We start from the raw sequence: 13801 nt of genomic DNA, 5'->3' as shown, positions 1-13801 counted from the left end.
GGGCACCGGCCCTTTCCTTGGCAGCGGGGCACTTCGCATGATCCGAAGGCGTGACCTTCGGATCAGCAGTCCTTAGCTTTTCTCTTTGTGCGGCACCATCAGGCTGGCTACCACGCTGGCGCCGATCAGCACCGCCACGATCGACAGCGAGGCGGCCATCGGCACGTGATACCAGGGCATGATCAGCATCTTGGTACCGATAAAGGTCAGCACCATCGCCAGACCGTACTTGAGCAGGTGGAAGCGGTCAGCCATGTCCGCCAGCAGGAAGTACAGTGCCCGCAGACCCATGATCGCGAAGATATTCGAGGTGAACACGATAAACGGGTCGGTCGTGATCGCGAAAATCGCCGGGATCGAATCGACAGCAAAGATCAGGTCGGATGCTTCGATCAGCAGCAGCACCAGGAACAGTGGCGTGAAGTAACGCACCCCGTTGCGCATCACGGTGAACTGCTCGCCATGATGATCCTCAGCCACCCGCAGATAGCGGCGGGCGAACTTCAATACCGGGTTCTTTTGCAGATCGGGTTCCTTCTCGGCCATCACCAGCATGCGGATACCCGTCACCACCAGGAAGAAGCCGAACAGGTACAGCACCCAGTTGAATTCCCGCACCAGCCAGGCACCGGCCAGAATCATCACCGCCCGCATCACGATGGCACCGAGCACGCCATATATCAGCACCCGGCGCTGATACTCGGGCGGCACATGGAAGGCCGAGAAGATCAGCAGGAACACGAAGACGTTATCCACCGACAACGATTTTTCGATCAGATAGCCGGTGAAGAACTCCAGCGCCTTCTGGTCGGCGATCTCGGCGCCCACCGTCCCCTTGAGATGCCACCACAGGCCAGCGTTGAACAGCAGCGCCAATCCGACCCAGACCAGCGACCAGGTCGCCGCCTCCTTGACGCTGACCTTATGCGCGCGCCGGCCGCCGAACACGAACAGGTCAAGCGCCAGCATCACCAGCACAAAGACGGAAAAGGCACCCCACATCCAGGGTTCGCCAATCGTTACAGGGGAATTCACATCGATACTCCTTTGTTCACTTGCCCGCACACTCCTGCCCATCCGCTCAGGGCCATCGTCCGGATGGATGAAGTCATCGGAAATTCTCAGGTTATTTCTTCCCATGAAGGACATCTGGCTAGAAGCCGCGCCATCACTAGAAATCCCTGCTAGCGTAGTTTTGCTTTCTTTTCGAGAAAAGCAGATTATTCTTGCCTCATCATTCGGAAAAAACTGATAGCGCGGCAAAGATCATGTTGAACTATAAGCAGCTTTATTATTTCTGGCATGTCGCCAGGATCGGCAGCATCACCCGGGCGGCCGAAAGGCTGCATCTGACGCCACAGACCATCAGCGGCCAACTGGCCGAACTCGAACGTAGTCTTGATACCGAACTGTTCCGCCGCATCGGCCGCCGGCTCGAACTGACCCCGGCCGGCAAGACCGCCCTGTCGCATGCCGAGGAGATTTTTCAGATCGGCAACGAACTGGAACAGTCGCTGCGCAGCGGCGCCGCCAGTGGCGCGCGCTCGTTTCTGGTCGGTGTCGCCGACGCCGTGCCCAAATCGATTGCCTATCAACTGCTCGCTCCGGCGCTGCATCTGCCTGAACCGATGCGTCTGGTCTGCCATGAAGACAAACTTGAGCGACTGTTTGCCGAATTGGCCATCCATAAGCTCGATCTGGTGATCGCCGACCGGCCGTTGCCGCCTGAGCTTGGCATCAAAGGCTATAACCACGCTCTGGGCCGCTGTACCATGGCCTTCTATGGCGTACCGGAACTGGCGGCCCGCTATCGCCCCGACTTTCCCCATTCGCTCGATCAGGCGCCGATCCTGCTGCCCGCTGACAAGGCCAGCGCGCACGGTCTGCTGCTGCGCTGGTTCACCGAGCAACAGATTCACCCGCAGGTGGTCGGTAAATTCGACGACAGCGCATTGATGAAAGCGTTTGGCAAGGCCGGTGTCGGCGTCTTTCCAGCGCCTTCCATTCTTAAAGAGGAAATCCGTACCGAACACGGCGCCGAGCTGATCGGCTATGCCCGCGATGTCGTGGTGCGCTACTACGCCATCTCAATCGAGCGGCGCCTGACCCACCCGGCCGTCGTGGCAGTCAGCCGGACCGCCCGCCAATTGCTGTTTATCGAAGCAGACAATGCACTGGCCAGCAACGATCCGTCGATCCGGCAATAGCATGAAATAGAAAATTTTCGGAAAATCATCTGCAAGGCAAGTAGAGACGTTTCAAAAAAAACAAAAATTCACCATAAATAACCCATGGATCCCCTCAGCAGACAACCCAAGCCTCCCGCTCACCCTTCGCCTCCCCAACCACCCCAATCAGCCCGCTCGAACCCAGCAAGCACGATACCCAGGGCGGAGGTGCGGGCGGGACGATGTCGGACGCGATAGCGGCTTATTTCGATTTTCGTTAGGAAAGGCGTCCATACCCACGACTTCTCGCAAGACACCAGCCACAGAGTTGAATAGCACATTTTTGCTCTTTGCTCCGCTTGTCCTGGATGCATCGACAAGAGCGGCGCTGTGGTCTGAGGCACGCTGGGGTTCAGAGGAGTTGGACGCCTGATTGAAAGCGAATCTGTATTAATTGGCGGCGGCGCTTACCCGGCCGTCCGAGGGCGCTGTACCTGCTGTGACGGACGTTGTGCCTGTCCGCTCCGTTCGGCGATAAGGCCACGGCAGACCAACCAGCCATGGGCTGGGACGGCCATGCTCATCTTGCAGATTGGTGCCGTCGTCAGACTCGGCCCCGGCGTAGATCGGGAAGTCACCGAAAAGATAGACGGTGCGGATGGCAGGATATTTCTCCTGCACGCGCAGCAAGGTACGGAAATCGAAGCTCTGAATATCAGCGCGCTCCGTCAGGCCATTGGCAACGATACGTTCGGCCACGGCGTCGGCCATCTTGTCGAAACTCACCGTGCGTTCACGATAGACCCGGCCATGACCGTCGCGGTCACTGCGCGGGTTGAGCTTGGTTTCGATATTGAACCGCACCCGCCGCGCATTGGCTGCCCGCTGCCCAGCTTCCGGCTCGCCACGACCGGCACCACGCTCGTAATGATCGATATAGGCCGTGACCAGATCAAAGGCATCCTGCAAGGTCGGCATCACATAGGGGCTCAGATAACCGCGGCTTGCCGCCAATCGGACCGAGACCGGCGACAGCGACAGCTCGTTACGCTGGCTCGGACCACGGAACAGCCGGTCGCAGACGAATTCCTGCTGGATCTGGCGCAGATCGAGTTCGGCAATCAAGCGCTCGTCCTCCCGCCGGTATTCGCGACCATCGTGGCGACGGCATTTCTGCGCTTCGATATACGGATCGTGCTTGAGCACCGCCACGCCGTCGCGGCTGACACCGATATCGAATTCCAGGGTGGTCATCAGATGATCGAGCGCTGCTTCGAGCGCCGGCAGGGTATTCTCGGGCCGCAGATTGCGCGCGCCACGGTGGCCCTGGGCGTCGAAGCGGGCCGGATCGATCAGGCCCTGCTGATCGAGATAGTCGCCAGGCCGGCCGTCACCGTCGGCATCGAAACCGGCCACCGCTTCACGCAGCAGGTCGGGTCGGTCGGAGATCAGGCCGGAGACGCCGGCGCGCAGCAACTCGACCATGCGCGGCTTATCGTTGACCGTCCAGCTCACTACCGGGTAGCCGGCTTGGCGCATTGCAGCGAGATCGAACACATCGGACGCCGCCACGGCAAGCCCGGCCGGGGTTTTCCGGCCACGGGCATAGTGGGCGTCGGGGTTGGAGGCAAGGCCCGAGGTGGCATATTTGAGCATCGCCTCATGCGGCGAAAACACCGGCGGACGGGCAGCCCCATGCTGCCGGGCATGGGCACGCAGCGCATTCATGCTGTGCAGTGCGGCAGCGGTTTCAAAGCCCGGATGGTCGGGACTGCGCAGCTCGGCGCCAGGCCGCTGCGGATCGGCCACGGCCTGCGGCACGTCGAGCAGACGACCATCGCGGTCGATGTGCAGCACAAAAGGCCCGAGCCGCTCGTTGAGCCACCAACTGCCGTCGGCATCCTGCCGCGCGGCGGTCAAGGCAAAATCGGCGGCTGTCAGCACCCGTTCCGGACTGAAATGCCCGACCAGGGAAAACGGCACTCGTCGGGCCGGGTCACGCAGCTCGATCATGGCGGCATCGCGCCAGGCGCTGCCGTCACGACGCAGGGTATGCAGCCTGAGCGGCTGCCGGGTCGGGTCGCCACCAGGCGTCAGGGCAAGGGCAAGCAGGCTGCCATCAGCCTGCCGCGCCAGCGGCTGGAAACGTTGATTAGCCAGCATCAGCTCAGCCGGCAGCGGCTCGGCCGCGACAGCGGCCAATGCGGAAACACACAAAGCGGAACGGAAGTGGCGGAACATGGCAGGCGAAGACTCCGGTTCGGTCGAGGGCCGCCAGCCTAGCCCTGCGCCATGACAGCGCCTTGACCGCCATATGACGATTCAGTGACGACGGCCGATCCGGCACAGCCGCGTCGGAACGACTACACTGAAGCCGATTGCGCCCGGTGCCGCTCCTGTCGGCCTCCAAACTGCGGGCGACGGCGTTTCCAAATCAGAAATTCTTCTTTCAAGCCAAGAGCTTGCCATACACAGCAACGCTCTTGAACAAGAAATCAAAGAACAGGATAAAATGACCGTTATCGCTGTGTTCAATCAGAAAGGCGGCGTAGGCAAGACCACCGCCACCGCCAACCTCGCTGCCGCGATGGCGCGCAATGGTTTCGATCCGCTGGTGATCGATCTCGACCCGCAAGCCCACCTGACCGCCATGTCGGGCCTGCATCCCGAAGCGCGCCGTACCATCTACGGTTTCTTCCAGGCCCAGACCCCGCTGTCGGAACTGGTGCATCGACTTCCTAACGGCGTCAATCTGATTCCATCGCATATGGAACTGGCCCGGGTCGATATGCTGCTGACCCAGAACCGGCGCGATCTGCGCCGGCTTAAAAAGGCGATGGCCGAAGAAATGCTGACCGATTCCGGCACGCCGATTCTGATCGACTGCTGCCCGATGCTGGGGGTACTGTCCCTGTCGGCACTGATCGCCGCCGATGCGGTGCTGGTGCCCGTGACGGCCGAATATCTGGCGATGAACGGGGCGCATCAGCTCGATCAGACCTTGTCCGGCCTGACCAGCCAGGGCCTGTACCGGCCGCGCCGGACCTTCCTCAACCGCTACCAGCGCGGCCATCCGACCTCGGAAAAGGTGGCAGCCGAACTGACGCGCCGTTACGGCCGCGATTTCTGCCGCACCCGGGTATTCGAGAGCCAGAGCGTGCTCGAAGGCATCGGCCATAACCAGGATGTGTTCAGCTACGCGCCCGACTCGGAAGGGGCGGAAGATTTCAGTTATCTGCTCGACGAACTAATCGAAACTGGCTTTATCAAAATCGCCAAATGATGTTGCGCCACCTGCTTCTCGCCCTCGTTATGCTGCTCAGCGTCACGGTCCCGGCCCAGGAAGTCGATATCGACAAGCTGTGGGATTACGACCAGCCAGCCCTCTCCGAAGCCCGCTTCCGCGAAGCGGCTCAGCAGGCGCGCGACCAGCCTGCTCGCCGTGGCGAAGTCCAGACCCAACTGGCCCGGGCGCTCGGTCTGCAAGAAAAGTACGACGCCGCCAATCTGGTCCTCGACGAACTCCAACCCGAACTGCCGCAACTCCCCGCCGTGGTCAGCGTGCGCTATCTGCTCGAACGCGGCCGCCTGATCAACAGCCGTGGCGAACCCAAACGCGCTCAACGCTGGTTCCGCAACGCCCTGCTGCTGGCACAGAAACACGAACTCGACTTCCACGCCATCGATGCCGCCCATATGCTGGCCATCGCCGAAACGGGCAAGGCCTCGCTCGACTGGAATCTCAAAGCCCTCGCCATGGCCGAGCAGAGCAGCTCGCCACGCGCCAAGGAATGGTTCGGCTCGCTCTACAACAACATTGGCTGGACCTACCACGACCTCAAGGATTACCCCAAGGCCCTCGACTTCCTGCGCCGTGCCCTCGCCTGGCACGAGGCGCGTCAGACCGGCAAGCAGTTGCTGATCGCCCGCTGGTCGGTCGCCAAGCTGCTGCGCCTGTCGGGCGAAAACGAAAACGCCCTGCGCATGCTGTTCGATCTCGAAAGCGCCTGGGCCAGACTCAAGGAAGAAGACGGCTACGTCTACGAAGAGATTGCAGAAAACCTGCGCGAACTCGGCCGCAACAAGGAAGCCCGACCTTACTTCGCCCGCGCCTATCACCTGCTGTCCAAGGACACCTGGCTGCTACGGCAGGAACCGGGCCGCGTTGCACGGCTGAAACAGTTGTCGGGTTGAGGGCTGGCTTAGAGGACGGGTCAGGAGTGGCTGGAGCCGCCAGAATAAAAATTCAGGAAAAACGTCTGCAAGATAGATAGCCGAGCGGAAGAGAAAATAAATATCTATTGACCACGGATTTCCTCCCTTCCCACCGTCCCCTTTCCTCCCAGCCCATCTGCCGCCCTGCAGTGACGTGACATGGCCTGCAATGCGACTGGACGGTCGGTGGAGAGGCCAATGAAGGATGGTGTGAGGGAGAACGATAGCGGTCGGGACCTCCAGCCGTGCCCGTCGGACAGGAGGTCAGGCATAGCGGCAAGTGCCGCAAAGTCGTCGCACACCCGGTTGCGGCCTTCGCGGCGGTTCATGACGGACGGTGAGCGCAGGCTGCCCGATCAGTCGCCGTGATCAGCCCACCCGCCCGCCGGCATGGCCGCATTCTCGAAGCGCGAGTAGTGGCCGAGGAAGGCCATCCGCACCACCCCGGTCGGACCGTTACGATGCTTGCCGACGATGACCTCGGCCAGCCCTTTGTCGGGCGAATCGGGGTTGTAGTATTCGTCACGGTACATGAACAGGATCAGGTCGGCGTCCTGTTCGATGGCGCCCGATTCGCGCAGGTCGGACATCATCGGCCGCTTGTTGGGCCGCTGCTCCACGCTACGCGACAACTGCGACAGCGCGATCACCGGCACCTTCAACTCCTTGGCCAGGCTCTTGAGTGCGCGCGAGATTTCGCCCAGCTCGGTCGCCCGGTTCTGGTCGCGGCCCGAGCCCTGCATCAGTTGGATATAGTCGATGACGATCAGACCAAGCTGGCCGCCGAACTGACGGGCCAGCCGGCGCGCCCGGGTGCGCAGTTCGAGCGCGGTGAGGCCAGCGGTCTCGTCGATGAAGATCTGTGCTTCCGACAGCTTGCCCACGGCATAGGTGAGCTTCTGCCAATCCTCGTCTTCGAGCCTGCCGGTCTTGATCTTGTGCTGGTCGAGCCGGCCCACCGAACCGATCATCCGCATCACCAGCTGGGCGCCGCCCATTTCCATCGAAAAGATCGCCACCGGCAGCCGGGCATCGACCGCCACATTCTCGGCCACATTGACTGCAAAAGCGGTCTTACCCATCGAAGGTCGGCCAGCCACGATGATCAGATCGCCCGCCTGCAGACCCGAGGTCATCCGATCGAGATCGACAAAGCCCGAGGAGACACCGGTAACGCCGCTCTCGTTGTCCTGGCTGTACAGCGTGTCGATCCGCTCGACCACTTCCTTGAGCAGCGAGGGCATATCGAGAAAGCCCTGCTTGCCCCGGGCCGATTGTTCGGCGATCTCGAAGACCTTGGTTTCCGCCGTATCGAGCAGCGCCGCTGCATCGCGACCGGCCGGGTTATAGGCCGAATCGACGATTTCCGTCCCCACGGCTGCCAACTGACGCATGACCGAGCGCTCGCGCACGATCTCGCCATAGCGACGGATATTGGCCGCACTCGGCACGTTCTGCGCAAGGCTGGCCAGATAACTCATACCGCCCACATAGAGCAGTTGATTGGCGTTTTCGAGAGATTCGGCCAGTGTCACCGCATCGGCCGGTCGGCCCGATTCGACCAGTTTGGCGATATGCCGGTACAGCACCCGGTGGTCGTCACGGTAGAAATCGGATTCATGCACCAGATCGGCGATCCGGTCCCAGGCATTGTTGTCGATCAGCAGACCGCCCAGTACCGACTGTTCCGCTTCTAGCGAGTGGGGCGGCATACGGATGGCGTCGAGTTGCGCATCCGGGTGGCTCAGGTTAGCATCGTCGGTCATTTTCGCCGGGTATTGGGGTCAGCCTAGGGGGCGGCTATTCTAGCATCGCCCGTCGTCGCGCCCGCAGTCCAGTTTCTATGCCGCAGATCCGCAAGTCCGTACTCGTACCATATTCTGTCAAGCAGATGTTCGACTTGGTCGAGAATATCGAAGAATATCCTCGTTTTCTGCCATGGTGCGGCATGAGCCAGGTCCATAGTCGCGACGACGAATGGACAGTCGCCACGCTGGGCATCGACTACCTTGGCCTGCGCTCGGCCTTCACCACCGAAAACCGCAAACGACCCGATTCGATCACGCTCGAACTCAAGGACGGCCCGTTTCGCAACCTGACCGGCGGCTGGCGTTTTATCGTGCTGGACGAACAGGCATGCAAGGTCGAATTCGAACTGGAATACGAATTCTCCAGCCGCACCCTCGAAAGCCTGGTCGGCCCGGTGTTTGGCAAGATCGCCGCCACCTTCGTCGACGCCTTCGTCAAACAAGCCGACCGCATCTACGGCTGAGGTGGCACGATGAGCGATCAATTCAAAGTCGAAGTCGCCTACGCCACCCCCCGGGCCCAGCGGCTGATCTCGCTTCAGGTCGAAGCAGGCTGTACCGCCGAAAGCGCCATCCGCCGCTCGGGCCTGCTGGAGGAATTTCCCGAGATTGATCTGGCGGTCAACAAGGTCGGCATCTTCAGCCGCGCCTGCAAACTCGACACCGTGCTGCGCCCCAACGACCGGGTCGAAATCTACCGGCCCTTGATCGCCGACCCCAAGGAAGTCCGCCGCCGCCGCGTTGCCGAAGGCCGGACGATGCGCCGGGGCAGCGAATAGCACAGCATAGTTAAATATCAATTTTTCTGCCAAATAGTTGCCATGACAATTCACCATTATAGATAGATTGCCATATTTCCTGCCAAAACATAGATAAAGGCGGAGCCACCTTATGGCACTCCGCCTTCTTATCAGCCACCACGCCCTGTCCAAGTCCGCGCCGCCACATCACCCTATCTATTGAATAGTCGTGCTGGCCGCTCTCAACTGCTGCCAATGTCTGGCGGGCAAATCCTTCTTTTTCTGATCAAGCCGCTCAAGCATGGTCCAACGCCACGCCATTCCAGGCATCGGCCATCAATTGCTCGAAGGCGCGCGCCAGTTGGGCGCCGTCAAACAAGGGGGTGGCCGCCAGGGTCTGGCGCAGACTGTGCCGCAGTTTGGTGAGTCCAGCGACATCCCGGCATAAAACCTGACCTTTACTCACAAAGTCTTCTGGGCTCGCTGCAATGAAACGCTCCAAACCTGCCATGCTCAGCAACGAGGCTCCGGTGCGCTCGAACGCGCTGGGACCGGCCATGGTCAGCGTGGGTACGCCAAGCCATAACGCCTGGGCCGTACTGACCCCACCGCAGTAGGGGAAGGAATCGAGCACCATATCAACTTCGCTGGTCAGCGCCGTCAGGTAATCGGCCAGCGCGAGCTTGGGCCGGATTTCGAATCTCTCCTCGTCGATATTGTGCACCAGCAGCAGACGACGCAAGCGCTCGAGCGACAACTCGTCGTCGGCATTGAGGCCGCTGAAGACGATCAGATGGGCATCGGGCACGGCGTGCAGCAGTTTTGACCAGTACTCCAGCACCAGCCGGTTGGTGCGGTTGATCCGGGTAATGCTGGCAAAGGTGGGATGGCCGCGCGAGGCCATCGGCAAGGGGGCGACCTCGGGCATTTCCGGGTCGGGCCGGTAAGCCATGGCCACCGGCAGCCGTAGCAGTCGCTCGCTATGCCAGTCTGCCGAGGGACCATCGATCGGGTCCATCACGCCGTCCGTCAGTCGATAATCGATCACATCGAGCCCGGTACTGGCAAAAAAACCCAGCCAACTGACCTGCACCGGCGCCGGCCGCCGGGCAAACATCGACAGCCGGTTGCCGGCGGTATGCCAGGACAGATCGATCAGGATATCGATGCCATCGTTGCGGATCCGATTGGCCAGATCACCTGCCGACAGCGGCGCCACCGGCCGCCAGAGGTCGGCATAGCCGCGAAAGCGCCGGGTGACCTCGTCCTCCTCATTGGCCACATAGTAGAGGGTCAGCTCGATCCGCTCATGGTCGAGCGCCGCCAGCACCGGCTCCAGGCAACTGGCGACCGAATGATGGCGGAAATCCCCCGAGACCATGCCCACCCGCAGCCGGTCACCCTGACCAAGCTGGCGCAGCGGTGGCCGCTCAGGGGCATCGGACGGGTGGCCAAAACGCTGGTTCCAGTCGCGTGCCGCGGCAAAGCGCTCGGCCGGGCTCAGTTTGTGGTCGAAATGCAAGGCATACAGCAGATTGGAATGCAGCTCGGGAATCGCGGGAGCCATCGAGATGGCACGCCGTACCGTTTCGATCGCCAGTGCCACCTCCCCCACCGCCAGCAATGCCCGCCCCAGATTGGCCACCACCCCGGCATGGCGTGAATCGAGCATCGCTGCGTGCTTCAGCTCGGCGGCTGCCCGACCGGGCTGGCCCTGGGCCAGCAATGTCGAGGCAATCCCGCTCAGACAGAGCGCCTGATCGGCTCCTTCGAGGCTCATGGCATGGCGATAACAGTCGATCGAGGCTTCGTAGTGCTGACGCAGTTGCAGCAGATTGCCAAGGTTGATCCAGGGCCCGGGATAGTGGCCATCCAGCTCGACCAGGCGGCGATAGATGACTTCCGCCTGATCGAATTTACCCTGCGCAACCAGGCCCTGGGCCTGATTGATCAGGATCGAGCGGTCATCGGGCCGCTCGTGCAGAAAACGCTCGGCGAATGCTTCGCCTTCCTGGTAGAGGCCGAGCCGGTAGAGCGCGAGGACAAGGTTGTTCTGGGCCGGCAGCAGGTTGGGATTCCACACCAGTGCCTGGCGAAAGTGCGAGAGCGCAGCTTCGCACTTGGACTGACGCATCAACAGATCGCCCAGATTGTTGTGGACTTCGGCGTAATCAGGCTTGAACAGCAGGGCGCGCTCAAAGGCTTTCTGGGCTTCTTCCCACTCGCCAGTTTCCAGCAGCACGGTGCCCAGGTTGTAGTGGGCATCGGCAAACCCCGGCTGCAGGACGATGGCCTTGCGATAGGCCGCGGCAGCGCCCACGAAGTCGCCGAGGAGCTTGCAGACATTACCCAGATTGGAATGGGCCGGCGCGAGTTTAGGGTCGATCTCGATGGCGTGAACAAAGCAATCACGCGCCCGTTCGATCTCGCCACGCTGGCCATATACCGTACCCAGCACCATCAGCACCGGCACATGATCGGGATTCTGCACCAGGGCCTGTTCGAGGACAGGCAGTGCCGTGTCGACCTGGCCAGCCTGCGCTTCGAGCAGCGCTTGCAGGACCGGATCATGCGGTGGGGCGGTCGGCTGGGAATCGGCAGCGGCATCGGAAGTGTCGTTGGGCTCGGTCATGGCTCTCCCGCTCGGCTAGGGTGGTCGATGCTTCATGTTATGCAATCAAATCGCCGATAGCGATAGCAGCAACTTGTACGTACAACCCCCTATTGACCTTTGACAAGACTTGAACATTTGTGCAAATTACCTATAAGCATTCGGTAAATTGACTTTCCTAAGTCCATGATCCTAAATTGATCAGGCGACTTCGGGGACCACAAAATGAGAAAAAAATAATAAACAAACACTCAAGTGTGGGGGCACTTTACCGATATCAGGTAAGTAACCCGACGACCGGGCGCTTGTGGGGCGCGACGTTAGAGCTCCGTCGCAACCAAGCCTGCCGACTCCGTCAGTAGACCCTTTGACGGGTTACGCATGCGCTCAACAATTCTTCCTTGCAAGGAGAAGCAATATGAAACACGTAATGCAAAAGGTCGGTCTGGGCATCGGCTTGATGGCGACTTCGCTCGGGGCGATGGCAGGCGGCGGTAGCCTTGGTCTTCACACCTTCGGTGACCCGCTGATCTACGCCAAGAGCGGCTCCACCCCGATGTACGCCGTCTTCGTTCCCAGCGGCAATCAAAGCAGCGATGCGGTGATCCTGCTGGAGATGAATCAAGGCGCTACTGCCGCTCAGCAAACCTGGACATACTTCGTCTCCAGCTCCGTTCTGTCTGCGGGTGCTGGTGCTCACGTTCCGGGGATGAAGTACTCAGTCCCGATCACGTCCACGGATGGGAGCGTCTGGAGCATTACCAACTCCACCGTGGGGTTCAGCGCACATATCACTTCAACGTGGTATGGTCCGGTCGGTAACGGTTCGACCTCGGTCCCAAGTTCGGGTACCAACATCACCTCCAACGGTGAAATCCGTCTGCCGTTCTCCTACTCGACCACGGCCTCGGGCGCTACCTGTAGCCTGACCTTCAACGCCTATGTCGGTCCGGATGACTATCTGCAATACCAGATCAGCAGCTGGTCCAATGCCGACGGCGTGGGTACCGCCAATCTGCCGGCCGCGAACTGGAGTACCGGTAGCTACACCATCACCACCAAATCGGGCGGCGCCACCAGCGATACCGTTTCTGGCACCCACTTCGCCGATGCCTTCATCGCCCCGGCAGCCGTGCGTACCGGTGTATCGCTTGCCTCGATCAAGACCTACACCTACTTTGCCTACTCGATCACCACTGGCGCGGCCTCGACTTCGGGCACCATCGCCAGCTCGGTCCTCAAAGGCAACAGCACCTGCTCGCAGGTTGCCAGCAACCGCCTGGCCCTCAACAGCTCCGGCCTGGTGGTCGGCGGCAAACAAGGTCTGTTCCGACTCTGGTAAGCCGCTTGACTCCATCCGATATGAAAGCCACCGCGAGGTGGCTTTTTTTTTCATATGATTGATCTAGCCTATCAACACTTAGAGAGCCGGCCCATGCTCCCCTCCGATCCCAATCAAGCTCCCGTCTCCGCCAGTGAAAACGATGAAGAGAAGATCTACGTCAACGCCGCACAGATGATGGAATTGGTGGCGCAGAACTACACCCAAGGCAAGCTGATCGATACGGAAAAACTATGCCTCAAGCTACTGGCCTGGAATGAAGAGCACGCGCCAGCCTGGTTCTTCCGAGGACTGGTCGCCCAAGCCGAAGGCCGCCATGATGAGGCGCTCGATTTTCTGCAAAAGTCTTCAGCCGCCCCCGATCTGATCGTGCCGCGCCTGATCGCCGAAGGGCGCAGTCTGATAGCACAAGGCGCCACTGACGATGCCATCCATCGCATGAGGCAAGCCCTCGACTTCCAACCCGATAACGCCGAAGCCCAATACTGGATCGGCTTCGGCCTGAAGATGAAAAACGAGCTGACTGAGGCCCGCAGCTATCTGCGTCGTGCCACCCTGCTCAACCCTGAATTCGCGCCAGCCTGGTATGAACTGGGCAATGTCACCTTGATGGACAACCGCTTCGATGAAGCGGTACGTGCTTTTGAGAAGGCTGCCAAGCTGATGCCTGACGCAGCCGAGATTCCCAACAATCTGGCCCTGGCGCATCAAGCGGCCGGTCATCTCGATGCGGCCGAAACCGCCTTCCGGCGCGCCCTCGAGCTGTCACCCGACTACCCCGAAGCCATGGCCAATCTAGGACTCTTGCTGCGTAGCCAGGAACGGCTCGATGAAAGCAAGGCACTGCTCGATCGGGCCTTGTCGCTACGCCCGGAATTGCGCGAAGTTCTGCCCGACTGATCTCACTCGATGCTTGC

11 protein-coding genes are annotated in these 13801 nt (G+C 60.7%); 7 read left to right on the top strand and 4 right to left on the bottom strand.

Going from position 1 to position 13801, the window contains the following annotated elements; translation table 11 throughout:
• Nucleotides 1–72: 72 nt before the first annotated feature.
• Nucleotides 73–1077 carry a TerC family protein gene (locus ACFOW7_RS19995; protein WP_378168074.1) on the bottom strand — a complete coding sequence of 335 codons (1005 nt, stop codon included), beginning with the start codon at nucleotides 1075–1077 and terminating at the stop codon, nucleotides 73–75.
• A gap of 191 nt (nucleotides 1078–1268) precedes the next feature.
• Between ACFOW7_RS19995 and nhaR the strand changes: the two genes are divergently transcribed.
• Nucleotides 1269–2207: a transcriptional activator NhaR gene (gene nhaR, locus ACFOW7_RS19990; protein ID WP_378167771.1), complete on the top strand. Its 939-nt coding sequence runs from the start codon at nucleotides 1269–1271 to the stop codon at nucleotides 2205–2207.
• Nucleotides 2208–2618: 411 nt separating this feature from the next.
• Here the strand turns inward: nhaR and ACFOW7_RS19985 are convergent, their stop codons facing one another.
• On the bottom strand, nucleotides 2619–4409 hold the full coding sequence (locus ACFOW7_RS19985) for a glycerophosphodiester phosphodiesterase family protein (RefSeq protein ID WP_378167769.1): 1791 nt from the start codon (nucleotides 4407–4409) through the stop codon (nucleotides 2619–2621).
• A 271-nt stretch (nucleotides 4410–4680) separates the two neighbouring features.
• Between ACFOW7_RS19985 and ACFOW7_RS19980 the strand changes: the two genes are divergently transcribed.
• Together ACFOW7_RS19980 and ACFOW7_RS19975 are read left to right on the top strand one after the other, a co-directional pair.
• Nucleotides 4681–5451, top strand: coding sequence for a ParA family protein (locus ACFOW7_RS19980; protein ID WP_378167766.1), 771 nt, complete (start codon nucleotides 4681–4683; stop codon nucleotides 5449–5451).
• The gene (locus ACFOW7_RS19975; RefSeq protein ID WP_378167764.1) at nucleotides 5448–6362 is read left to right on the top strand and encodes a tetratricopeptide repeat protein; all 915 of its coding nucleotides are present in this window, start codon (nucleotides 5448–5450) and stop codon (nucleotides 6360–6362) included. The genes ACFOW7_RS19980 and ACFOW7_RS19975 overlap by 4 nt, the downstream gene beginning before the upstream one ends.
• A 377-nt stretch (nucleotides 6363–6739) precedes the next feature.
• On the opposite strand, the gene dnaB is transcribed toward ACFOW7_RS19975, so the two are convergent.
• The gene (gene dnaB, locus ACFOW7_RS19970; protein WP_378167762.1) at nucleotides 6740–8149 is read right to left on the bottom strand and encodes a replicative DNA helicase; all 1410 of its coding nucleotides are present in this window, start codon (nucleotides 8147–8149) and stop codon (nucleotides 6740–6742) included.
• 77 nt (nucleotides 8150–8226) lie between these two features.
• Between dnaB and ACFOW7_RS19965 the strand changes: the two genes are divergently transcribed.
• Both ACFOW7_RS19965 and ACFOW7_RS19960 read left to right on the top strand, forming a co-directional pair.
• Nucleotides 8227–8655 carry a type II toxin-antitoxin system RatA family toxin gene (locus ACFOW7_RS19965; protein ID WP_378167759.1) on the top strand — a complete coding sequence of 143 codons (429 nt, stop codon included), beginning with the start codon at nucleotides 8227–8229 and terminating at the stop codon, nucleotides 8653–8655.
• 9 nt (nucleotides 8656–8664) lie between these two features.
• Nucleotides 8665–8970 carry an RnfH family protein gene (locus ACFOW7_RS19960; protein WP_378167757.1) on the top strand — a complete coding sequence of 102 codons (306 nt, stop codon included), beginning with the start codon at nucleotides 8665–8667 and terminating at the stop codon, nucleotides 8968–8970.
• A gap of 256 nt (nucleotides 8971–9226) precedes the next feature.
• Here the strand turns inward: ACFOW7_RS19960 and ACFOW7_RS19955 are convergent, their stop codons facing one another.
• Nucleotides 9227–11563 (bottom strand): tetratricopeptide repeat protein, encoded by a 2337-nt coding sequence (locus tag ACFOW7_RS19955; protein ID WP_378167754.1) that lies wholly within the window; start codon nucleotides 11561–11563, stop codon nucleotides 9227–9229.
• 397 nt (nucleotides 11564–11960) lie between these two features.
• On the opposite strand from ACFOW7_RS19955, the gene ACFOW7_RS19950 reads away from it, so the two are divergent.
• Entirely contained in the window at nucleotides 11961–12884 is a 924-nt protein-coding gene (locus ACFOW7_RS19950) for a hypothetical protein (RefSeq protein WP_378167752.1), read from the top strand.
• A 93-nt stretch (nucleotides 12885–12977) separates the two neighbouring features.
• Nucleotides 12978–13784, top strand: coding sequence for a tetratricopeptide repeat protein (locus ACFOW7_RS19945; RefSeq protein WP_378167750.1), 807 nt, complete (start codon nucleotides 12978–12980; stop codon nucleotides 13782–13784).
• Nucleotides 13785–13801: the final 17 nt, after the last annotated feature.

Source organism: Chitinimonas lacunae, from assembly GCF_042650885.1.
GTDB lineage: Bacteria > Pseudomonadota > Gammaproteobacteria > Burkholderiales > Chitinimonadaceae > Chitinimonas_A > Chitinimonas_A lacunae.
The sequence above is the reverse complement of the archived record's forward strand: the minus strand, read 5'-3'. Positions and strand labels throughout refer to the sequence as shown.

Coding starts and splice junctions, on each gene's coding strand:
- ACFOW7_RS19995 (WP_378168074.1), bottom strand. CDS start 1,077: ATGGGCAGGAGTGTGCGGGCAAGTGAACAAAGGAGTATCGATGTGAAT.
- nhaR (WP_378167771.1), top strand. CDS start 1,269: ATGTTGAACTATAAGCAGCTTTATTATTTCTGGCATGTCGCCAGGATC.
- ACFOW7_RS19985 (WP_378167769.1), bottom strand. CDS start 4,409: ATGTTCCGCCACTTCCGTTCCGCTTTGTGTGTTTCCGCATTGGCCGCT.
- ACFOW7_RS19980 (WP_378167766.1), top strand. CDS start 4,681: ATGACCGTTATCGCTGTGTTCAATCAGAAAGGCGGCGTAGGCAAGACC.
- ACFOW7_RS19975 (WP_378167764.1), top strand. CDS start 5,448: ATGATGTTGCGCCACCTGCTTCTCGCCCTCGTTATGCTGCTCAGCGTC.
- dnaB (WP_378167762.1), bottom strand. CDS start 8,149: ATGACCGACGATGCTAACCTGAGCCACCCGGATGCGCAACTCGACGCC.
- ACFOW7_RS19965 (WP_378167759.1), top strand. CDS start 8,227: ATGCCGCAGATCCGCAAGTCCGTACTCGTACCATATTCTGTCAAGCAG.
- ACFOW7_RS19960 (WP_378167757.1), top strand. CDS start 8,665: ATGAGCGATCAATTCAAAGTCGAAGTCGCCTACGCCACCCCCCGGGCC.
- ACFOW7_RS19955 (WP_378167754.1), bottom strand. CDS start 11,563: ATGACCGAGCCCAACGACACTTCCGATGCCGCTGCCGATTCCCAGCCG.
- ACFOW7_RS19950 (WP_378167752.1), top strand. CDS start 11,961: ATGAAACACGTAATGCAAAAGGTCGGTCTGGGCATCGGCTTGATGGCG.
- ACFOW7_RS19945 (WP_378167750.1), top strand. CDS start 12,978: ATGCTCCCCTCCGATCCCAATCAAGCTCCCGTCTCCGCCAGTGAAAAC.